The sequence below is a fragment of the Microbulbifer maximicatervae (SeqCode) genome, from assembly GCF_052467825.1.
Genome location: NZ_CP174327.1, coordinates 3,265,214 through 3,287,939, shown reverse-complemented (window position 1 = coordinate 3,287,939; position 22,726 = coordinate 3,265,214). Strand labels below are relative to the sequence as shown.

17 protein-coding genes are annotated in these 22,726 nt (G+C 48.6%); 2 read left to right on the top strand and 15 right to left on the bottom strand.

Translation table 11 applies throughout. The features are described 5' to 3' along the window. Positions 1-45: 45 nt before the first annotated feature. The 6 genes from ACJJII_RS14745 to ACJJII_RS14720 form a co-directional block, all read right to left on the bottom strand. Positions 46-2,772: a DEAD/DEAH box helicase gene (locus tag ACJJII_RS14745; RefSeq protein WP_444916702.1), complete on the bottom strand. Its 2,727-nt coding sequence runs from the start codon at positions 2,770-2,772 to the stop codon at positions 46-48. Between the two features lie 76 nt (positions 2,773-2,848). Beyond that, positions 2,849-3,400, bottom strand: coding sequence for a GmrSD restriction endonuclease domain-containing protein (locus tag ACJJII_RS14740; RefSeq protein WP_282933405.1), 552 nt, complete (start codon positions 3,398-3,400; stop codon positions 2,849-2,851). A gap of 239 nt (positions 3,401-3,639) precedes the next feature. Further along, a complete protein-coding gene (locus ACJJII_RS14735; protein WP_444916701.1) occupies positions 3,640-5,841 on the bottom strand; it encodes a hypothetical protein in 2,202 nt (733 codons plus the stop codon). Between the two features lie 296 nt (positions 5,842-6,137). Then, complete coding sequence (locus tag ACJJII_RS14730) at positions 6,138-9,245, bottom strand: efflux RND transporter permease subunit (RefSeq protein WP_444905751.1); 3,108 nt, start codon at positions 9,243-9,245, stop codon at positions 6,138-6,140. A gap of 43 nt (positions 9,246-9,288) precedes the next feature. Continuing rightward, a complete protein-coding gene (locus ACJJII_RS14725) occupies positions 9,289-10,353 on the bottom strand; it encodes an efflux RND transporter periplasmic adaptor subunit (protein ID WP_444916700.1) in 1,065 nt (354 codons plus the stop codon). 38 nt (positions 10,354-10,391) lie between these two features. Continuing rightward, on the bottom strand, positions 10,392-10,919 hold the full coding sequence (locus tag ACJJII_RS14720; RefSeq protein ID WP_444896723.1) for a TetR/AcrR family transcriptional regulator: 528 nt from the start codon (positions 10,917-10,919) through the stop codon (positions 10,392-10,394). 152 nt (positions 10,920-11,071) lie between these two features. Between ACJJII_RS14720 and ACJJII_RS14715 the strand changes: the two genes are divergently transcribed. Then, entirely contained in the window at positions 11,072-11,461 is a 390-nt protein-coding gene (locus ACJJII_RS14715) for a YchJ family protein (RefSeq protein WP_444916699.1), read from the top strand. Between the two features lie 21 nt (positions 11,462-11,482). Here the strand turns inward: ACJJII_RS14715 and ACJJII_RS14710 are convergent, their stop codons facing one another. Further along, positions 11,483-11,671, bottom strand: a complete 189-nt coding sequence (locus ACJJII_RS14710) for a hypothetical protein (RefSeq protein ID WP_413665191.1) — start codon at positions 11,669-11,671, stop codon at positions 11,483-11,485. A gap of 79 nt (positions 11,672-11,750) precedes the next feature. Then, a complete protein-coding gene (locus tag ACJJII_RS14705) occupies positions 11,751-12,959 on the bottom strand; it encodes an RtcB family protein (RefSeq protein ID WP_444916698.1) in 1,209 nt (402 codons plus the stop codon). 390 nt (positions 12,960-13,349) lie between these two features. On the opposite strand from ACJJII_RS14705, the gene ACJJII_RS14700 reads away from it, so the two are divergent. Then, positions 13,350-14,120 (top strand): pseudouridine synthase, encoded by a 771-nt coding sequence (locus ACJJII_RS14700; RefSeq protein ID WP_444916697.1) that lies wholly within the window; start codon positions 13,350-13,352, stop codon positions 14,118-14,120. A 38-nt stretch (positions 14,121-14,158) separates the two neighbouring features. Here the strand turns inward: ACJJII_RS14700 and ACJJII_RS14695 are convergent, their stop codons facing one another. The 7 genes from ACJJII_RS14695 to ACJJII_RS14665 form a co-directional block, all read right to left on the bottom strand. Further along, a complete protein-coding gene (locus ACJJII_RS14695) occupies positions 14,159-15,052 on the bottom strand; it encodes a polysaccharide lyase (protein ID WP_444916696.1) in 894 nt (297 codons plus the stop codon). A 658-nt stretch (positions 15,053-15,710) separates the two neighbouring features. Further along, the gene (locus tag ACJJII_RS14690; protein ID WP_444916695.1) at positions 15,711-16,973 is read right to left on the bottom strand and encodes a patatin-like phospholipase family protein; all 1,263 of its coding nucleotides are present in this window, start codon (positions 16,971-16,973) and stop codon (positions 15,711-15,713) included. Between the two features lie 159 nt (positions 16,974-17,132). Continuing rightward, positions 17,133-18,146: a YhdH/YhfP family quinone oxidoreductase gene (locus ACJJII_RS14685; protein ID WP_444894315.1), complete on the bottom strand. Its 1,014-nt coding sequence runs from the start codon at positions 18,144-18,146 to the stop codon at positions 17,133-17,135. A 40-nt stretch (positions 18,147-18,186) separates the two neighbouring features. Continuing rightward, positions 18,187-19,332 (bottom strand): protease SohB, encoded by a 1,146-nt coding sequence (sohB, locus tag ACJJII_RS14680; protein WP_282933417.1) that lies wholly within the window; start codon positions 19,330-19,332, stop codon positions 18,187-18,189. Positions 19,333-19,380: 48 nt separating this feature from the next. Then, positions 19,381-20,031, bottom strand: a complete 651-nt coding sequence (locus tag ACJJII_RS14675; RefSeq protein ID WP_444916694.1) for a cation/multidrug efflux pump — start codon at positions 20,029-20,031, stop codon at positions 19,381-19,383. A gap of 45 nt (positions 20,032-20,076) precedes the next feature. Continuing rightward, positions 20,077-20,892 (bottom strand): NAD(+) diphosphatase, encoded by an 816-nt coding sequence (nudC, locus tag ACJJII_RS14670; protein WP_444916693.1) that lies wholly within the window; start codon positions 20,890-20,892, stop codon positions 20,077-20,079. A gap of 14 nt (positions 20,893-20,906) precedes the next feature. Then, on the bottom strand, positions 20,907-22,613 hold the full coding sequence (locus ACJJII_RS14665; protein ID WP_444916692.1) for a FimL-related protein: 1,707 nt from the start codon (positions 22,611-22,613) through the stop codon (positions 20,907-20,909). Between the last annotated feature and the right edge of the window lie 113 nt (positions 22,614-22,726).

Genomic DNA, 22,726 nt, shown 5'->3' with positions numbered 1-22,726 from the left:
AGCAGCTGCGGCGTAACTTTCATCTCCGAGCCCTAAGCAGCGGCACTAACCTTCAGGAATAGCAGCTTCAGATACAGGCACTTTTTCCTGCTGAAGAATCGTCAATAACTGCTTGATGCAGCCCTGCCGGTCTTTTCGCCAGTTAATATACGGCAGGGGAAAAACCGGAATGCCTGCCCGATACAATGCCTTGTAGACCTTTACACTAAAGTAAGACTCGTAGTCGCCGGGATACCCAATCAGGTCAATACCGATAAAACGCCCGCTCACAGCACAAACCACATCTACAATCTGCCCAGCCACAGGAAAGCCTACCCAATGGGGAATTTCGTGCTGGGTTAATAAATGGCTAACTTCACTCGCAAAACGACATACGATTTCATCACCCTGCAAATGACTGCCAACGGAGTGTGGAAACTCAACATATTGACGCAAGAGATGATCCGTAGGGAGAGTTTGGGGCTCAATCGACAATGCAACCAACTGCTTTTCTTTTGCCCTGGTAATTGCGACATTAAACACATCCGCCCGGTTTAAGTAGCTGGCTGCCCGCAACGATTGATTATCAATAGCCATGGAGATAAGCATTAAATCTCGCTCCTCTCCTTGAAAACCATAGGGCGTGGCAACGCGTACAGAAAAACTCTGTAACTTCTGAGAGGAAAAGACCTTAATCAACTCCCCTTCCAAATAATCGGCCTGATCCCGATAGGGAGACAAAACACCGACCGACGGCCGAATTGCAGCATCGGCATAGCGCTCGAAATGCGCTTTCAATTGCGCAATAACCCAGTCGCGCTCTACGGTGTTTCTCCCATTTTTTCTCCGGCGCCCTGGCAGTTGATAAAATTCTAGCGCCGACTCTGGTAATGGTTTGGGCCTGGCCCTCATAACTTTCAAGCGGCCGGAGTAAAAAGCATGGTTACTGAATGCGATCAGCTCTGGATGGCTGCGAAAGTGCTCATCCAGCATCACAATAGCTTGTTGAGTGGGGATCACGTCTGAAGCCAAATCCAAAAGTGATTGATCCCTATAGCTCAGTTTTGGCGGCACCCCGGCATCTTTTATCACTCCCTGCCAGATACTTTGCTGCCGCTTGCGGGAAAGAAATGAAACATGCCGCAGTTGTTTACTGTCACCGACAATCACTGCCCGCTCAGCTCGAAACAGGGCCGGCAGTGAACTTGTAATATCACACTGGGTTGCCTCATCAAAGACTACCAAATCGAACATGGCGGGCGATAACGGCAGCACTTCATTGAGTTCATCTGCCTCCACCAGCCATATGGGGAACGCCTGCATTACCACCCGCATATCAGTTTGGGCAAAGCGCTCCGCCTGTACTTTTGAAGTTCGAGATCGCAAGGCTTGATTGAATTGGCTCAGGGTACCCCGATTCTTTTCCAGCAGTCTGTGCAATGTATCGCGGCGATAAGTGTTTAAATACTGACTTGCCAGGCTTTCAAAGTTGCGCCGACAATCATCAATCGCACCTTGTGATTGCCACAGATTTTTAACACTCAATCGATTTGCAAAGAAGCTCCAGGCATGTCGCGCTACCCACTGAGCAAACCGACCTACACTAACAGCGCGCGCCAATCCCAGCTCTTTGGAGAAGCGCTTCTCCAAGCCCCTCAAGGCTCGATAAGCCCTCTTCAATTCCCTCTTCACCTGGGCAGGCTTTCTCTCTGGAAGTTCCACCCCCTCTTTCAGCAGCCTATCCAGATGAGCTTTTAAGCTGGGGATAAAACCCCGCTCCTCTCGATGTACATACCCTTGAGTCAGCCCGTACTCATCTCGCAATTTATCCCGCACCACATCCAATGCTTGCTGGTTCTTCGATACCACCAAAACACTTTCACCATGCAGCACTCGATCGAGAACCATAGCCGCGATCGTAAAACTCTTTCCCGTACCGGGCGGACCTGAAACAAGGCTAAGAGGAAAGCGAGCCGCATTTTCCAGTGCCCCCTCCTGAGCCCCACTCAACAGACCCGGCAGCATATCCGGCTCACACGCTTTCTGTGCAGTTTCCCAGTGGCACTCTCCCAGTAATGCCTGTAACGGAGGAGATAATTTTTTTTCCCTGCCTAAAAGTTGTAATTCGTGCAGTACTCCACGAGAGCCCCTTGATCTATCTGCAAGAATTACCGCACCCGCCGAGACCAAGGACAACTGAGCACCCTTCGATGCACTTTCAACAGCTGCCTTACCACTCAAGTTAGGCCAGCGCCCCAATTCCTCTACATTTTCCAAAATAGTGTAATGGGTTAGCCAGCGGCCGACGTCAGCCAGCTGTGTCGAAGAAAGCGGCGAAGCAAGCACTCGGAAACTATCTGTTATTGAGGACTCAACATCAGGTTTAAGCAGTTGACGTAAAACAGGGAGATTAACGTGAATGTTTGCAGAGTTGATCTCTACAAAACAATCCTCATCAAAATGTAGCTTGGCGGGAAAATAAAGTAGTGGTGCACAGAACTTGCGTTTTACACTTAGTCCAGATTGGAGAGCATAGTTACCACAAATAAACAGGCAACCATAAATCAGCCGCCGCTCCTTTCGGTAAGCATCCACTTGTTCCAGCAGTTTTGCTCCCGAAGTAGCGAAGACAGGTATACGTGGTAACTCATCAGCCCCCAAATAGTCCCGCTCATCTAAGAACAGACGCCGATTCGATTTGAGATTTAGAATATTGTTCAGGGAGAGGTCGTAACTGTCAGCTTGATAGCAGCGCCGAAAGTATTCGATTAACTTCTTGGGGGGGTGCTGCATATCAAATAACTCCTGGGGGACAACAAAATTCTAACGGATGCCGGAACCTTGTTATACCCCCAGAGACTACTTGTCCTCAGCCATCCGCCATTAGCGATTGATATTTGCGGCGCTCGCCCGCACTCAATTGAAGACCATACTTATCTACGATTGCCATAAACCGCTTGAGGTAAACTTGCTTGACCGGTCCATAGGGCGGCATCCACTTGTCCGGCCCTTTGTGGCCTTTACTTTGGTTACGACCGTCATCAACCAGCCATAAATTCTCGATGTCCTCAGCAAACCGCTGCTTTCGCTTGCGCGTCCAATCCGCTCCCCCGTGATCGTGCGCCCACTTCAGCGGCACAATATGTTCCACATCAAGATCTGAAGCTTTTACAAAGAAGCCGCCCGTATATGGGTCCAGCCACAAACCGGTGTCTACTTTGCAGTGATTGGAGCGGGTATAGGTTACCGGGGATAGTGAATAGCGAATTAACAACTCATGGCGGGTATCCTGGCAATCCCGATCGGAATCAGACCACTTGGGCAGCCACTCCGCCCGATCATAGGACGCTGCAAAAGCGGAAAAACTGAAGGAGAAAACTACAGCAATGGAAAAAAGCTTAGAAACTGACCGAACGCTCATACATCAACTACCAATCAAACCAGAGCGCTAGGTTACAAGAAAGTGTGTACCAATTGTATGCGGCGATTCAAATCAATAAGAAATGGTTCAAACGTTATACAAAACACCCCAAATGAAAAAATAGGGCTATAGCAAGAGTAATGAAGAGCAGGATATTTCGATCAATTTTTTTACACCTGATAAAAATGCCCTGCCTGATTAACGCTTGACAGGGCATAATTTATCAACGATAGATTTTGCTACTTGTCCAGCCCTACCGCTTGAGGGATATAGATTGCGTGCAACTGTCCTCCGGCCATCATTTCCTGAATCAATTGAGTAGAGGGGCCATTTTTTTGGTCACGCACATTAAAGGAATTCAGGTAACTATCCACTCGACCTTCAAAATCATAGTGAAACTGGGTTGAACTCAAGAACCAACCATCACCCAGAATATCGCCCACATAAATAACCCCGGATGCTTCAGCATCGGTAGAGAGCGCAGCCTCCATCCCGGTATCATCCAGCCCACTGCGAACCTTGGAGGATTGTGAGTAGTATTGACGGTAGGGCTTACTCTCCACATGCTCTTCCAGCAGCGCTTGGTATTCCTCATCGGTAGGCTCAGCTTCCAGCTCTCCACTTGCCAGCTGTTTCTCGATCTTCAGATCGAGCTCGTCTTCACTATCGCCAATAATTTCCGGGTTAAATTCGGCAACACGAATCATTTCTCCGGTTTCAGGGTCGAGAACGTAGATTGGTGAGTAATAATTAGATTTATCAAATTGCAACACCAAGCGAGTCTTATTATCGACACCAGCAACCGCTGCCATATTGTCGAAATTTTCATAGTTGTCAGTTATATCGCCATCGGATTTGCTACTCACTACTCTCTTGATGATTCCACCATCTATTGGATTGGTGATATCCGCAAACTCAATCTGGTATACACCGTACTTGGCTCCAAAATAAAAGCTATTGGGATCTAATGGGTCCCAATCACCATCTTCCGGAGAACGCCACTGGGAGACTTCCATTCCGGTGGTATGAATGCGGAAAGCCTCCTGGCTCATATCGCGAATATCTTCTGACTTCCCATCGCCGTCGGTATCCCGGTTGGAGAGTTGTACCAACTCAAACATCAATTCGCTGTCGTCAAACAGCGCTCGATTGTCACTATCACTAAAATCAACCACCGGAGCGCCATCTCTATCCAAAACCCGAACCGCATACAGCTCACCATTGGTCAAGCCAGCCTTATCAACTTCACTGCCTTCATTGGCTTTTTCACCAACATAGACTGTGAGAAAACCTCCATTGCGATAAGCATCATCCTCATCCCCCCGAGGCCGTTCATCATCGACAGACAGCAGTATGGTTTTATCCTGTGCTTTATAGTTGGGTACGATATTTTCAAATCGAGATTTACCGAGTAGTGGCAATTCATAAGCATCACCAGCATTGTCTCCGGTTGTCAAAACAGCGATACCGCGACCGATATAAATTTCCGATTTGTCGTACTCGTAGACAGACTCGATCTCACTCTTGGCTTTCGCCTCACCACTGATGCTACCAAAAGCATCAAATCGAAGGCCTTCATAACCACGCTTCTCAACCAAACCATCGTAATAAGTTTTGAGGCTCTCGCCACCGTCACTCTCTTCGCCGGTCAAGAACATCCGCACCTGGGTGCCCTTGCCGCTTTCCGCATTATAGAAAGCAGTTTCAGCTGGCAGAGTTGCGGAGCAGAAGCGTTCGAATGCTCCCGTATTCACAAGGTCCCCATCCGCATCAAAATAGGGTTTCATTTGTGTTACGTAGGTATATCCTGGAGATTCAGCAACCTCACCATCCGTGTCATACAGGGTACGCCGCCAGGCATAAACACCTTTAATCAGGTCCTCACCACCCTCAATTTCCCCGGTGGTTTTATTGATTACCCACTTTGAAATGAAGGTGCCTGTCGATCGGAGACTGCGATTTGAGTTCTCCAGCACCACCCCATCACCGCCAACAAAGTTGTAGTGTTCCTGGTTCATAAACAGGGTAAATGTATCGTCGTCATTATCCAGATACCCCAAACCATCGGGTTCTCCAGACAATACATAAAGGCCATCCGTATCCGCAGCATCGAGACTCGGGTGCTCCTCGAATATAGGAAGCATATCCTGTTGGGGAACATTTTCACTGGAGTAATCAGTGGGGAGATAACCATTGCTGAGCAGATTAATTACCTTGACGTTTTCAGCCGTGGCGACAACATGTGGTACCTGCATTGTTGAAGGACCAATATGCGCAGCAGCCTCAGAACCAGCAACTGATTCAAATAGACTGACTTCCTCTGGCACTTCCGGATCTGGAGTTACCACTATCGGATCATCATTATCGTCACTGCAACCAGACAAAATTGCCGGTATAGCAATAGCTAACGCTGCTCTTTTGAAAAATTTATGATTTTTCATTGCCACTCCAATGCGTTGATTCCCCACCCGAAGGCAGTTCCAGTTATAAAGGCGGCATAGAGTAGTTGTGCTAAATGACAGACTTAATAAGGTTTGATTACAGACGAAAAAAAATTTAGTTCAATAAATTTAATTTCCTACGTAAAGCTCTTCATATATTTCAATGGAAAGCTCCCCCTCAGAAAACAACCCTATAATTTATGGATAAAAAACGAAGACAAAAAAAATCCCGTACCAAGCGAATAGTAACTTGGCACGGGACTCTTAGATCAGCCCCAAATTAGGGCAAACATGTTTTAAACGGATACAGGTTCGCTAATAGCCGCCTCTTTGCGTTGCTCCTTGGTTTCAGTTTCCCCGCCGATTACTTCGTTGGGTCTCACTTTGTGGAATACCGCATAGAACACAGGGATTGCAATCAGTGTCAACACCGTAGCAAATCCAAGCCCACCCATAATTGTCACCGCCATATCCGCAAAGAAAGCGTCGAACAGAAGCGGGGACATTCCCAAAATAGTAGTGACAGCGGCAAGGAATACCGGACGCAAACGGCTAACGCTGGCCCGTTGGATAGCTGTCAATCTCGGTAGGCCCGCATGAGTCTGAACCTCAATCTCATCCACCAATACCACGGCATTTTTAATCAACATACCAGACAAGCTGAGGACACCGAGAAGAGACATAAATCCAAATGGTAATCCCGTCGCCAACAACCCGACAACAACACCGACGAGACACATAGGGACAACCAGCCAGATAATCACCGGCTCCCGAACAGTACCGAACAGCAATATCGACACCAGGATCATAATCAGGAAGCCCAAGGGTAAACCTTTACCTAACGACTTCTGCGCATCGGTAGAACTTTCGTACTCACCACCGAATTCAACCTTGAAGCCGGGTGGCAACTTCATTTCTTCAACCCAGGGACGTATGCGACCAAAGGCTGCCATTGCCGTAACACCTTCAGGCGCATCCGCACTGATGGTAATAGTCGGCACCCTGTTGCGTCTTTGGATCAATCCTTCATCAGCAGTTAACTCGAAATCAGTAATCAACTGTCCTGCCGGAATATATCCTTGCTCATTGGGGCTCCATACCAAGCGGTCTTCCAGTGAACCCACCTGATTGCGATCTCCCTCTGGCATACGGGCAACAATAGGGATAATACGGTCACCGCTTTCAAAGTCGCCAACGGTGTAACCCGCAGTGGCAAACTGAATCATACGGCTGACATCAGCATTGGTAACCCCGGCAACTCGCGCCCGCTCATCATCCAGATGTGCGTGGAGAGTGGGCTCTCTGCTGCGCCAGTTGTGACGAATATCTTCCAGTCCTTTTTCACGGAACTGCTGTTCTACACTGACCGCCAAGGTACGCAGTGTCTGGTAATCCGGACCTGAAATACGCACTTCAACATCCGATCCGCCACCGGGACCAAACACCAGGCGCTTGAAAGTAATCAATGCTTCCGGCTGCGCTACACGCAACTTCGCCTTGGCACTCTCAATCAACTGGGGGATTTGCTCCCGGTTTTCCGTGCGAACAATCAACTGGCCATAAGACGCATTGGGTGGCTCGGGAGCATAGGTCAGCATAAAGCGATCGGCCCCGCGACCAGCTACCGCCGTTACGGAGACAACTTCATCCTGTTCCTGGAAGAATGCAGTCGCTTCCTGAAGCGCCTTGTCCGTACGGTTAATATCACTGCCCTGAGGCATGAAGTAGTTAACATAAAAAAGAGGAGCATTTGAATTGGGGAAGAACCCCTGCTTCACAAACCCGAAAGCAAAGTAGCTGGCCAGGGTCACCACAATAAGTACTGCAATGGTCAGGCCCCTGCGCTTCAACGCTCCTGATAAAGCACCGGAATACATGTTGTAGAAGCGGCCATCGTACGGATCATCCGAGTCGGCTTGCTTACCCGGCTTAAACAGGTGATAGCCCAGGTAAGGGGTAATAGTAATCGCCAGTATCCAGCTGAGTAGCAGGGAGATACCAATTACCGCAAACAGGGAGAAAAGGAATTCGCCAGTAGCATCATCGGACAGACCGATGCCGGAGAACGCCATAATACCGATAATGGTCGCACCCAGCAGTGGCCAGAAAGTCTGGCGGACTACGCGCCTGGCAGCACTCTTAGGCTCTTCTTTTCTCTGAACCCCCATCAGCATCCCTTCGGCAACCACAATGGCATTATCAACCAACATACCCATGGCGATAATCAGGGCACCGAGAGAGATCCGCTGCAAATTCAAGCCAAACAGGTTCATGATTAACACGGTGCCCAAAACGGTCAAACCGAGGACAGTGCCAACCACAACACCGGATCGCCAGCCCATAAATACACAAAGTACTAGAGTAACGATCACGACAGAGGAAACCAGGTTAAAGAGGAAACCGTCAACACTCTCCTCTACTACCTGGTGCTGCTCGTAAATAGGATGGATTTCTACACCCAGGGGCAATGCCTGTTTAATCTGCTCCAGCCTGGCCTCTACCGCCTTACCAACGTTCACGATATTGGTATTTTCCGCACCGGCAACACCCAGCAGAATGGCCTGCTTACCATCAAATCGGGCAATAAAGCTTGGGCTTTCATCGTAACCGAGAGAAATATCGGCGATATCACGAACGGCCAGCATCGCGGTAGAACCGGGCACGCCGACGAGAATATTACGAATGGATTCCAGGTCACTCGCAGGATTATCAACCAGTATGCGGGTACGTAAATCCTGACCTCCAATCTCGCCAACTTTCTGGGTCGAACTTTCAGATTGCAGTACCTGCGCTAAGTCATCCAGGGAAAAACCAAACTGGGCCAGGCGGGATTCATCAATATCCAGGTAAGCCACTTCGTCGATAATGCCTGAGCGGGAAACCTTGGCAACCCCCTCAACTCCCAGTAACTCCCGGCGAATCGCTTTGGTAATTTCACGCATTTCAGTCAGCGAAAACCCTTCTCCGGTAATCGCATAATAAATACCGTAAACCTCACCAAAGTCATCATTCACAATGGAGGGTAAAGCACCGCTGGGCAGGTCACTTTGAGCATCATTAACCTTGCGCCGCAATTCATCCCAAACCTGGGCAAGTTCCTGCGAGGCATACTGATCTTTGATTTCCACCCGAATTTCAGACATTCCCGGACTTGAGGTGGAAGAGACCTTGTCCAGCTGTCCCATTTGTTGGATGGCCACCTCAAGCTTTTCGGTGACCTCCTCTTCTACACGCTGGGCGCTGGCGCCTGGGTAGAAGGTGTAAACACGGGCTTCCTTGATCGTAAACGCAGGATCTTCGAGGCGACCAATATCTGAAAGCCCCCAAAGACCACCGATTAAGCAAATCAGCATCAACAGCCAGCTATAAACTGGCTTTTCTATAAATATGTCAGAAATCTTCACAACATTTTCCCTACTGTTAACAGGGCCAGAGCTAACACACTAATTAGTGCTGTGCGTAATTGCGTACTTTTGCACCGTCATAAAGGTGCTGGCCGCCGGTAGCAACCAGTTTCATAGAAGGGCTAATGCCATCTTTAATCTGAACCGACTCACCATCAGTACGCCCGAGGATCACGGAAGCTTTGGAAACAGACTGGTCTGCATTAATTTGCCAAACATAGGGCTTACCTTCCGGGCCAGTCTGCACTGCTGAAAGGGGAACCCACAGATCACCACTCGCTTTATTCAACTTCACACTAACGCGAGCGGTCATGCCGGGAAGGATCTGTACATTTTCGGGGCGGGGCATTCCAAACTCGACAACGTAAGTCTGGGTAACGCTGTCTGCCTCAGCCTGGTGCTCACGGTAAGTAAGTGGGAACTCCTTGCCCGGCAAAAATTCAAATTCGGCGGTCATGGAGTTGACTTGCTCTTCATTAACCGTGGCCAACAGCTTTTCAGGCACGGAGATTTGAATTCGAACTTCAGAAATATTCTGCAAACGGACAATTGCCTGGCCGGCCTGGACATTGGTGTAATTCTCTACCAGCTGACGAGTCGCCAAAGCATCGAATGGAACCCTTAGCTGGGTATATGCCAGGTCCTGCTCAGCACGTTCCAGGGTAACTTTAGCCAAGTCAAAGTTACTTTTCGTTTCATCCAGCTGCTGCTGTGAAATAACTTTTGACCCTGCCAGAGAGCGTTGACGATTGAGGGTTTTTTCCAGTAACTCTACATTTAATCGTGCTTCTTTTACCCTGCGCAGGTAATCCCGCTGATCAAGCTCTGCTATCAGGGTTCCCTTTGGAATAATTTCACCTTCGCGAATTGTGAGCTTGTCCAGCTTCCCACCGACCTGGAAAGATAGATCGACACTCTGCACTGCCTTAACACGACCGGCAAACTGTCGATCTTTGACCTGGTTATTACTGGCAACGGTAGCTACTTTCACGGGCCAGACGTGCTCTGCCTGCGCCTGCTCCGTCTTCGATTCGGAGCATCCTGCCAAAACTGCAACTGCTGCGATCAAAACGGCCAATGAGAAACGCGATCTTGGCGATATATTCATATTCATAATCCACAAACTGTATTAACTGGGGCTGACCTTTAGTTCAGGTCGGCAGAGAGCGCCAGCAGACGTCCCTGTAAACGTTCAATAATCGGGTCTTCAGACTCAACCACACCGAGTACGCGACCCAGGAACATGCCCTGGGCCGCCAGGATTAGCAGTTCCGCCATTTCCGGGTCACGATACGCATCGCATATATCGCGACGCTGCTGATCCTCTTTGTCTTTTACCGGCCCCAGCAACATGGGGTCTTCGGCCACGGCGGCAATCAGTGAGCGAGGCAGCCCCTTGTCGTCCTCCATCAATTCAAAAATGCTCTTCAAGCGCGACACCAACAAGCTGTCCCCGGAGGACACAAAAGTGGCAACACTGTCATCTTCACGAGCTATTGCCGCCTCCAGCATCGCCTTCAGGAGTGACTGCTTAGTTCGAAAATGATGAATCAAACCGCCCTTACTGAGCCCGCACTGTGCAGCCACCGCATCCAGGGTCAACTTGCGCGCCCCGCGATCCCGGACTACTTCTTCTGCTGCTCGAACAATGGCAGCTTTGTCGACTCTCGACACATGACCTCCTGGGCATCATCAATCAAAACCAACCGGTTGGTCGGTATCTTAGCGGCAACATTTCAAAGGTCAAGCTATGCTACGCTCCCTCACCAGAAAACATGGTTAAAAAGTGTTACGAGAGCGTTAAGTTCACGCTGGAGAGATGATTTATGACGGATCGGTACTGCCCCTGTGGATCGGGCAAGCCCCTTGATACCTGCTGCGGACTCTATTTGTCGGGAAAGGCTTACCCCAATAATGCAGAAGCGGTTATGCGCAGTCGCTATACGGCCTTTGCAACCGGAAATTTTCGGTACCTGAAAAAAACCTGGCATCCCGACACCTGCCCAGAACTGCAAGCTGAGGATATTGAAATCCAGTGGACACAATTGGAAGTTATTAAGAGCAAGGCGGGACTAAAAAAGTCGATTGTGGAATTTAAGGCTTGGTATACAGAAAATGACCAAGAACACCTGATTCACGAAATTTCACTATTTAAGTTATTTAAGAAGCGCTGGGTATATTTGGAAGCTCTACCCAACTGGCCTGATGGGAAATAGGCTAGCAGAGAACACGGCTAACTAAAGAGGCGATATCAACGAAAAAATAGCGGCAAAAGCCTGGGGGCGGGAGTCGCACTCCCGCACCTCTTTACGCAGCTTCTGCTTGCTAGCGAAACGACCCGAAGATTTTGCCTTTACGTGGGCACCGCCCTTTCTCATTAGCGGATTACGCGCAACGTAACTACGAATTTTTTCTTTCTTTTTCATAAAACTTCACCTTTTACTTTTAGTAGATCCACTCTTCCAAATATCTTCTCACTCAAAACTTGTATTGATACCTCCATATTTACCCCTTGATACAAATTACCTGGCGCAACGTGTGCACCACTTCCACAAGATCGGACTGGTTCTCCATCACCTGGTCAATATCCTTATAAGCAGCAGGAATCTCATCCAGAACACCCTTATCTTTACGGCATTGCACACCTCGGGTCTGATCTTCCAAGTCCTTTCTGGTAAAACGCTGGCGAGCCGCTGTACGACTCATTTTTCGACCAGCTCCGTGTGCACAGGAACAAAAAGATTCCTTATTGCCAAGCCCACGCACGATAAATGACTTAGCCCCCATAGAGCCGGGAATAATTCCCAACTGATCTCTCTGAGCACTAATAGCCCCTTTGCGAGTCACGAATACATCTCTATCAAAATGGCGCTCGCGAACAACATAATTGTGGTGGCAGTTAATTGCCTCTGTGGTCAAAGTAAACTTTGGCAAGCTTACCTTCAGGCATCTAAGCACAAGCTTCATCATTTCCTGCCTGTTCCAGCGCGCATATTCCTGCGCCCAATTAACCGCCTCAATATAATCGTCAAAATTCTGGCAGCCTTCTGAGAAATAGGCCAGATCCTTATCCGGAAGATTATGCATATGCCCAGCCATATCCCGTCGGGCCAACTGGATAAAATGCTGACCAATAGCATTGCCAATCCCTCGACTCCCTGAATGCAACATCACCCAGACAGCACCACTCTCATCAATACAAACTTCGATAAAGTGATTGCCACCCCCTAATGTACCCATTTGGGTCACCCAGGTTTTTTGTGGCTGATGCAGCTTCTTCAGTAGCCCTGGATGCTTTGAAAACAATCTATCCACACCGGGAGCTAAAAGTTTGCAGGCAGATTCCCTGGCGCTGATCAGTTTATGTCGTCCCTGACCAACCGGCACTTTCACCTCAATGGCGTCCCGCAGTGCTTTCAGATTGTCTGGCAGCTGATGGGCTTGTAGCGAAGTTCGCACCGCATTCATTCCACAACCAATATCCACCCCAACGGCAGCAGGAATTATCGCACTTACCGTTGGGATCACCGATCCTACCGTTGCCCCCTTTCCCAAATGCACATCCGGCATAGCAGCAACATGGGAGTGCACAATAGGAAGCTGGGCAATATTCTTTAACTGTTGCATTGCCTGGGGCTCGATATCATCGGTATAGATTTTTACCGGTACCGTGCCAGGCGGTGCATTTCGATTCAACACTGTTTTCACAGGCATATTTTATCCCTGGATTAATCCACTTAACTGAAACGGCAATCCAAGCTAAAACAAAAAAGCCCCGGCATTTGCCAGGGCTTTTGGAAGGTCTGGCTTGGAAAGCAATATCACTTTCCAAGCTCAAGCGCGTGAAAAGTGATTAAACAAATAAACTCTTGATATCTACATTTCGCATTTCACGGCTCCTTAGTGGTGCGATCCACTTCAAAAATACTGCCAATTAGAATGCCAACCTTGAAACTAGATCAGCAATGGAATTTAGGTGCAGTTTATTCTCATTTGGTACCATGTCAAGCCTGTTTTTTGCCTATCGATAAAAATTCTACCCTGAATTCACTAACCAACTTTTACTTTTCAACATAGCTTGAGGGCTCGCTATGCCATAAAATCGTGCTACCGAAATTACAGTCCAGTCGCCACGCCCCCAAAATGACCACTCAAGAACCTACCATTCTCATTGAAGACGACTACTTACTTGCCGCTTATAAACCAGAGGGGTGGCTTGTTCACAGATCAGAAATAGACCGCCATGAAAAGCGTGTACTTTTGCAATATTTGAGGGACCTATGTGGCAGCTTTCTTTATCCAGTACATCGACTGGATAAGCCTACCTCCGGTGTTATTATTTTTGCGAAAAGCAGCGAGATTGCTGCGCAGGTACAGCAGCAGCTGGAAAGTGATTTATCATCAAAAAAATATATTGCTGTATGTAGAGGGTATAGCCCGGAAGAAGGTGTCATTGACTATGCCCTCCCCCCCGTTGCCGACTTCAAACACCAGAGGAAGCGACCTAAAACGGATCTGCCACGTCAGCAAGCTGTTACACTGTACCGACGCTTGGAGACTATTGAGTTACCTTATGAGGTTGACCGCTACCCGACCAGCCGGTATTCCCTAGTAGAAATCCAATTGAAAACAGGGCGGCGCCATCAAATAAGAAGGCATTTCAAGCATATCCACCACCCTCTAATTGGCTGCCCGAAATATGGAAAGTCAACCCATAATCGTTTCTTTGCCAATAGGCTCGAGTGCTCTCGACTGCTTTTGCATGCATCTGAACTTAAGCTTGAACATCCGGTGAGCGGCTCTCAGCTGAAAATACAATGCGAAATACAGGGAAATTTCTTGCAATTAATTCAGCGATTTAAATGGAAACTTTAATTTATAAAGCGTCCAAGTTACTCAGAAGCCCTCAAGCCTTACATAGTGCATGGGGCGACCTGCCCAGGATAGGAGCACAATGGCGCTGAATTAATAATTTCCGATGTGCAGCAGGCTGAGCTTCCACCATTTAATTGGCCGCATCCGGGGCCGCCACAGGCCCCACACGAGCTGGAACAGCAAGCTCCCGACCCATTGTATATTCCAGCTTTCTCATTTTCGCATACAGCCCCCTTAAGGCCATATATCTTTCTCCCTTGCTTCACTGAAATATTGTCAAAGTAGGCATAGACTTTTTTGGAGGGTGACCACAAAGCTGAACTACCGCCATGAAAAGTACTGAACTGAAATTTATCAATAGCTACCCTATCACTACCAGTCAGCCGCAACCCTTGTTCCTCTACAATTTTTTTTCCATTTATAAACAGCTCGATATATCCGTCAGCATTATTTGCACTGCTATTTAATTGCACAAACAACTCAATCCGATACCAGGTATCCCGCTCAAATCTAAAGCTGTCATTCCCTTGATACCCATCTCCACACCGAGCGACTCTATCCTGATGATAGGTATAGAGCCCAACCCTACCCTCCGCACCAAACTTAACCCGCACACTCCAACTCTTCGGATCAATAGGTACGCATCCTGAAGCCTGTCCCCCACCAGCAAGGCCGTGTAGCTTACCTCCCTTAACAAATTCGAAGTTCCGATGAAACTTCACATCGTAAGCGAGAGTTGCCGATGAAACAGATTTGGCTAACTGGGTTGATGTACTAATTCTCTCCGAACCCTTCTCATAAGGAATATACTGAGCTTCCAGTGCATACCCATTACCGGGCATTGGAATTAAATTTAAATGCTGATCATCAAACGTAGCCAGTGGCTGCAAATCAAAAGTTCTTCGCAACAAGGTAATATCGGTATATTTCATGTAGGGGATCCCGACCCGATATCTACCAGAATTTGAAATTGCACTGAATCTGCCTTGATTTGATGAAAACCCATATACATAGATCTTCTTTCGTACAAATTTTTTCATTTCCTCATAATTCAAATAGAACTTGAATCCATGGGGAACGCCCTGAGTATCACATATATTGGCAATTCCTTTTGACGACGCCTGATCAGCTCTGGAAATTTTTAATGGAAACCCGCTTCTACTATCGCTACCTAGATAAAGACCAACAGAAACTGACTTGAATACTCCTTTCTGACAAGCCCACCCAGAAACAACCAAGCCTCCCCCCAAATATTCAACCCGATCAACCCTACCGATCATCTGGGCGAAATCCTGATTACCTGTACTAAATGAAAAAAGAGTCACGAGTAAAAACACAGAAAACATCTTGAATAATACCCGACAGCATTGACATCACTATTAAATATAGAAGCTACTTGTTCGGATGAGTGAGGGCGCACATAGCCCGAGAAAATCATAAGAAAGCGCAAACTAAATGCTAAAGGCTTCCTCCGCCTTGGCGGAATAATAATGGATTCAAGGGCGTTTAACGCCCTTTAGAAACTTGAAGAAAAAATATTCACTAAGATGAAAGGCGCTAGTCACGCCAATGAGGGGAGAGAAACTAAGGTCAGTGTTCAGAATTACCGTGAGAAGCCTCTTCTTGAGATTTACTGCGAATCCCAAAGAGCCCCTTGCGCTCAGTTTTACCTTCCGGCTCCGGCTGTAGAAAACTGCGCAATTTATCTTTTTCCCACATGGCATCCTGATAGCCGAGATCGATAAGTTCTTCGATATATGGCCTTTCAAATAATAAATAACTGGCTGCAGAAACACCGCCACCGGGATTGGTCGCACCCGTTGAGCGGAATAACCAGCGTAGCGCCGAGGGAAGGTGACCAAGTTTTCTGCCACTAAGACGCCCTAAACTCTGCGAGGGCTCAATAACAACCGACTCTACCGAACGCAACAATTTCAAATCGGAATGATCTGTTGGATCCACATAGTCAAGTAACATATTTACTCGATCCAGATGCTCCAAGTCCGCCTCCAAGCTATCGATAAATGCGGCATTGAATAACTGAGCAGCTATTTGCGCCATCGAAGGGGACTCCATCTGCGCAGGTCTGTTGCGACTCCCCCAATGGGCTGGAGAACGGTTGTCCGACACACCCACCACAAAGACACGCTTGGCACCGAGATGCAGTGCGGGACTAATCGGGGCCATCAGACGAATGGCACCATCGCAAAAATAAACCCCATCCAATTTGACCGCCGGGAAAATGGCAGGAATTGCTGCTGATGCCAATAGGTGGTCCGAGGTTAATTGAGTGGGCACTCCAAAGCGACGAAACCGCTGCCATCCTTTAACATTCTCCGCTCCCTGAAAAAAGCTGACGGACTGCCCTTCACTATAAGAAAGCGCATTAACACTTGTGGCATGCAAATGCCCAGCCGAAATATTTTTTTGAATATTGTCAAAGTTTATCTCGCGCTCAACCAAGCTGCGCAGCGGACTGTTATCCAGGAGTGCCAAAGGTTTTTGTCTACCCACACCTTGGTTCAAGAGCGAACGACTGATAGAAAACAGATTTCCAAGCAAACTACGCCAACTGGTGCGATAAACCTGCTCAACACTAAGCTGCAACCAAACTGAGCACATTCTGTCGACAGCTTCTTTAAAGGTACCTGTATGAGAGGCGAGAAGCATCGCGTTCATAGCTCCTGCAGAGGTGCCGCAGATTATTTGAAAGGGCCGAGGATTATCTTCTGGAACCAGTTCCGCAAGCGCCCTTAAAACGCCCGCTTGATAGGCAGCACGCGCACCTCCCCCAGAGAGAACCAGAGCGTTACGCTGGCCAGGTTTGTTACTTTCACTGTTACTTGTCGACAAAGTTTTCTTCCAATACAACAAGCCCGCAAACAACAGAGTCCGCTTAAAGGCTATTGAGAAAAAAGCCCATATACAACTCAGATTCAGAGTTGTCGGGGATATTTGGTAAGATAAATAGAATCTTTTAAGTGTACTTATTATTCTAAATCGATAGATCTATTAGAGAGCCATATCTACAACGTAACGACCTATTCCATGCCCTCTATTTAAGCGCGCAAGAAACTCTGGAGCCTGATCAAGGCTAATATTCTCCGCAATACTGTCGAGCTTATCGCCGATATACCACTCACTGGCCAACCGCTTCCATACTTCTGCCTTCTTTTCTATTGGCAAAACAGCGCTATCCACACCCAACAAACTAATACCGCGCAAGATAAATGGAAATACATTGGCGTGAAATTGAGCACCTGAAGCCATACCACAAGCAGCCACTCCGCCGCCGTAGCGCAGGGATTTAATGACATTAAAAAGCGTTTCCCCCCCCACAGTATCTACAGCCCAAGCCCACAATGGCTTGGCCATCGCCTTATTGGCAAAAGGGGCCAGTGTATCCCGGTCGAGAACCTTCCATGCACCCAATCTCGCCAAATAATCAGCAGACTCCAACTTTCCCGTCACTGCTGCGACACGAAAGCCTAGCTTCGCCAGCAAGGCGACGGCAACAGAGCCGACGCCCCCGGTTGAACCTGTTACCAGAATCTCTCCATCCTCAGGAGATGCGCCGGACTCCAGGAGTTTTTCAACACAAAGCGCGGCGGTAAAACCAGCCGTACCCAGTGCCATAGACTCCCAAGCTGTTAGGCCCTCGGGGACTGGCAAGGCCCATTGCGGAGGAACGGCAATACGCTCTGCAAGTCCACCAGAAGTATTCATGCCCAAATCGTAGCCATTGACCAGTAATTCGGCACCTGGTTGAAACGTCTTGCTCCGATCGAACAGCACTTTGCCCACCGCATCAATACCCGGGGTATGGGGGTAGGTATTAGTAATCCCACGATTGCCAAACGCAGATAAAGAATCTTTGAAATTCAAGGATGAATAACTTACGGCCAACAGCAACGGGTTATCGGGAAGCTCAGAAAGTTGACGCTCAACAACAGACTGGTCAAACTTTCCCGAAGCTACTTCGGCAACCTGAATTGCCCGAAATTTTTCATCCCTATCTATTTCCATGGGGTATATCCCGCAACACTATCAACCTGTAACGTTACAACTATTGAGCCTGATGACGCAGAGCTGCCAGCCGTGAAAAGAGACGAGTGACCGCCGATTCCACACCGGCTTCTGCCGCCAGCCCTATTTTCTTAGCAATATTTTTCCGCTCTTTGAATTCCACCTGATATAAGTCGCAGTCCTTAGCACAGCTGGTCAGGTATTCATCTGATGTTTTCAGCTCATCGACCAGTCCCAAGGATAGGGCTTTTTGCCCGAACCAAACCTCACCCGTGGCAACTTTGTCGACGTCGAGTTTTTGACGGTACTCCCCGACAAAGTGCTGAAACAGAATATGGATCTCATCTAAATCCTCTTGGAACTTCTGTTTACCTTCCTCAGTATTTTCGCCAAACATGGTTACAGTGCGCTTGTACTGGCCCGCAGTAAACAGTTCATAATCGATATCATTGCGCTTCAGCAGGCGGTTAAAATTCGGCATCTGAGCTAAAACACCAATTGAGCCCAACATCGCAAAGGGTGCTGCCAGAATACGGTCTGCAACACAGGCCATCATATAGCCCCCACTGGCAGCTACTTTATCGACAGCAATAGTCAAATGGATACCTGCACTGCGAATCCTGGTTAACTGACTGGCGGCCAAACCATAGTTCGCCACCATGCCCCCAGGGCTTTCAAGACAAAGAAGAACTTCATCTCCGGACTCTGCCACTTGAAGAATGGCCGTCACCTCTTCACGCAAGTGGGAAAGCGCACTCGCTTTGATATCCCCATTGAATTGCATAACAAAGACACGCTTGCGCTCGGAGACCAACTCCCCTTTTATACTCTTGGACTCATGCTCTCCTTCCTCTTTAGCAACGTCGGAAGAAGTAGCAGCACTTTTCTCCGGCTGCTTTTTGCTCTCAGCTTTATGTTTTTTAGCCAGGGCTTTTTCTTGAGTTTTCTTTTCTTTCGCCATTTGCTTTTTACGACGGGCGAATTCGTGCTTATCCATCACAGCTTCAAGCAGTGTTTCTTTAAACTGCTCATAGCGATCATTCAAATGTGTAACTGTGATATGTCCCTGAACACGCTCTTTCAGCTGCTCTCGATTTGCAAAAATAAAACCTATCAACACCATTAAGGCCACGACAACCGTAACAATTTTGGCTAGAAAAAGGCCGTATTCAATTAAAAATTCCACTTAGACTCCATTTTCCGTCATAACTAATTTTTATTTAGCTTCAGTATTTTACTGCCAACCTTCCAGGGCGGAAGTTGCTCGCTGATTAAGGGGGCGAGCCAACAAACCGCTGTGGCTAATACGTACCTCGTAAACCGCACCGTCCTCCATAGGTAGAAATGTGGCACTGCCATATACCGCATCAACAAAGGGCAACTTGCGATCAACACCGCGTACAAACTGCCAAACATCCACGCCATAGTTCGCCCCCTCTATTTCATGGACAGAACGCTCGCGAGCTCGCTCATCCTGCAGCGTGAGATAGCGACCACTCAACCTATCTAGACGATAAGCGGGCTTAATTCCCCAGCGGGCTAATGGACCCTGCCACTTGAGCATTCGGGCATCCAACTGCCACTGATCCCCAAGCAATTCAAACTTTTGCGCTATACCATCCGCATCGGAAAACTTGACTTCAAATTGCTGCTCGGCAATTTTTCGGAACGAAACAATGCCAACACTGTGCTCTTCAGCCAGGTTTCTATAGCTGTAAACATCTGCAGCAATCAGAACAATCCAAAGGGCAGTTGCAAAAAGAAAAAGACCGGCGAAACCACGTATAAACCCCAGGAACCAATTTCCCGATAGCAGGACTCGCGCCCCCCAAAACACAAACAACAACGCCAGGATGGCAATAATAAAGGTAATCGCTATATACATTATGATTTCTACTCCCTGATACTGCGCAACATCTTTAAACCAACCTTACGGGCGGTTCTTCGCTGCAGCCTTTTCAACAAAAGTGTGGATCAAGCGGCCGGACAGGGTTTGTATGGGCGGTATAGCTGGCAATGAACTGTAGTGGAACCAGTCTGCCTCTTCTATCTCATTGGGGTCCAAGCACAATCCCCCACCTTGCCACTCCGCCAAATACCCGATCATCAACTGCCCGGGAAAAGGCCAGGACTGGCTCCCCACATACTCCAGGGCACCCACTTTGAGCCCCACCTCCTCATAGACTTCACGCACCAGCGCTTGCTCAGCACTCTCACCGGGCTCTATAAACCCAGCGAGGGCTGTATAAGTTGCATTTCGACGCGAGGCGTGACGAGCTAAGAGACACTCATCTCCTCGGGTAACAAGCATAATTACACAGGGGGAGATTCTGGGGTAGACAGTAAGATCACAAGCCGGGCAGGTGCGAGCGCGATCATTAGAGTGATAGATGGTGGGAGTGCCACAACGACCGCAAAATCGATGTTGGCTATCCCAATGGGAAATCTGTAGCGCCCGCCCAGCCAATGCAAACATCGGCTCCTCAACCAAAGTCAGCAGGCTGCGCAGGTTTCGCCATTCATAGCCGGCAATTTCAACCTGGCGAGACAAAACGTGGACACCACACGCCCGCCCACTTAACTCTCCCAAGTAGTGGCTGGATTGAACAGCCTCCGCTACCAACACCTGGGCGTCGTGGAGGAAAAAATCTCCTCGGCAGAGAATCAGTCCATCAGCAATCAGGATATGCTGGGAAAATTCCGGAACTGCCCACACATTACCCGCTGGGACAAACTTATCTACCAAGGAGACCTCCTTAATTATGCGGCCTCAACGGGATAACCCAGAGCAGTCAAGCTTTCGATAGCGAGACTGAGGGATTGAATATCTGCTTGCCTATGCAGCTTTACCTCTCCCAGATAGTACTCAAGGCTGATAATCGCATCGGCAAAAATATGCAAAGATTGCTCTACTTCAGGACCGGCATCATGGCGGTCGATAACAGTTTCAACAAAGTTCAGCAGACCTTCAACTACGGCCGCCGCTCTACTTAAGTTGAGAACAATCAAGCCTCCGCGCACTGAGTTCAAAGTAGTGGAAACATTGCGAATATGGCCATGATCAAAGTCGGACTCTGCATAGGCCGCCAGCGCTCTCTTAATCAACGCCAAACCGGCTTCAGCCTCTTTAAGTACAGCCACTTCCGCTTCCGCCAGCTGGCTGTGCTCAAAGGCAATATCCGCATGACCGTATTCATCCAGATCAATAGAAGTACTCTGCTTGAGCGCTCTTACCGTGCTATCGACCATCAACACCTGGCCTGTCAGCTTCTGCAGTGCGCTGTCCGCTATGGAACCGCCCGCGCCGGAGGCACTCTGGTATTCCGCAACCGCGCTGCGCAGACTCTCTCCAACCCGCTTAAAATTGAGCATCTGCAAGGTACCGGCCACTCTCTGTAGAGAAGAAGCGAGGCCATCTTCTGCATCCAAGGTAGTAGTACCAATTAACTCAGCGTCATCCAACATCCGGCGCACACCGGACAACTCTTCCTCTAAGGCGTTAGCAACTGCGGTAATTGCCGTGGCACCAGGGCCTCCAAGGGTGGCTCGCTCCCGCTCTAATTCCTCTTCGCTGTAATCAAGAGCCTCTGCGGAGAAGGCTTCCAGCAACTTGCCACCAAAGCCCTCGGGCTTGGAAAGAGTCAGCCAATAGAGGCACTCTTTCAGCAAAATCGGTGGCGCAGGCTGATCTAAAGCTGTGTCACACTCTTTTTGTAATGCTCGCAGCCAGCGATCAAACATACTGAAAACCATCACCCGGGATCGACTGATGCGCATTTCCTGGGAGGCCATGCCTGCAAGTGCCGCCCCTGCTACCACCCATAAACGCCCGTTTGGGCGCCCCATGGTGATGCTTGCGATTCTCTCAAGGGCACGAGACATCATCGTGTACGCTGGGCCCCGAGGTTTACCTCGCAACAGAGCCAACAAACCAACCTGGTACATATGACGGAATCGGCGAACAAAACTATTCAAGTCTTCCGACATAACCGCAGAAGCCCCTGCACCAGGCACAGCTCCCTCCAAGTTACAACGGAAAAAATGACTTTCCGGCACAGGGGGCTGGGACCGGGCCGCGCGCAAATTATTGATATAGGGGATCAGCAATTCTGGACGGGCAATGGCACGACTTTGAACAAATTCCAAGTAGCGTCCCATTACGTAAAAACCTGTACCCAGCGCTTCCATCAGTTCTTCTGAGGCGCTCTGTCTCTCCTCTAATACCTCTGTAAGCGCTTTGATTTTCTCTTGGGCGAGGAGCTCAGCTGCCTGGAGCTGCACCATCTGCAATACTCCACTGACCTGCCTGAGTGCAGCCAAACTCTGTTCAAGAGCCTGCTTTTGGGAAGTATCCGCGGCAAATTTATCCAAGTGTGAGGCGGCATTATCGATGGTAGCTACCAGCTCATCCTTCACTACATTGACAGAAGTGATATTGATCTTGCGCAATTCAGTCTTTGGCTGCACCGCTGCATTCTTCCTATAATCGAACAAAAAACAACCAGATCAGGATGATTCTGGCCTCATTAAGGGCAATTTACCCCAATAAATAAAAGAGTCCACCTTTCGCCAAACAATTT

Coding starts and splice junctions, on each gene's coding strand:
- ACJJII_RS14715 (WP_444916699.1), top strand. CDS start 11,072: ATGACGGATCGGTACTGCCCCTGTGGATCGGGCAAGCCCCTTGATACC.
- ACJJII_RS14740 (WP_282933405.1), bottom strand. CDS start 3,400: ATGAGCGTTCGGTCAGTTTCTAAGCTTTTTTCCATTGCTGTAGTTTTC.
- ACJJII_RS14735 (WP_444916701.1), bottom strand. CDS start 5,841: ATGAAAAATCATAAATTTTTCAAAAGAGCAGCGTTAGCTATTGCTATA.
- ACJJII_RS14725 (WP_444916700.1), bottom strand. CDS start 10,353: ATGAATATATCGCCAAGATCGCGTTTCTCATTGGCCGTTTTGATCGCA.
- ACJJII_RS14695 (WP_444916696.1), bottom strand. CDS start 15,052: ATGAAATATACCGATATTACCTTGTTGCGAAGAACTTTTGATTTGCAG.
- ACJJII_RS14745 (WP_444916702.1), bottom strand. CDS start 2,772: ATGCAGCACCCCCCCAAGAAGTTAATCGAATACTTTCGGCGCTGCTAT.
- ACJJII_RS14685 (WP_444894315.1), bottom strand. CDS start 18,146: ATGGAAATAGATAGGGATGAAAAATTTCGGGCAATTCAGGTTGCCGAA.
- ACJJII_RS14705 (WP_444916698.1), bottom strand. CDS start 12,959: ATGCCTGTGAAAACAGTGTTGAATCGAAATGCACCGCCTGGCACGGTA.
- ACJJII_RS14675 (WP_444916694.1), bottom strand. CDS start 20,031: ATGTATATAGCGATTACCTTTATTATTGCCATCCTGGCGTTGTTGTTT.
- ACJJII_RS14710 (WP_413665191.1), bottom strand. CDS start 11,671: ATGAAAAAGAAAGAAAAAATTCGTAGTTACGTTGCGCGTAATCCGCTA.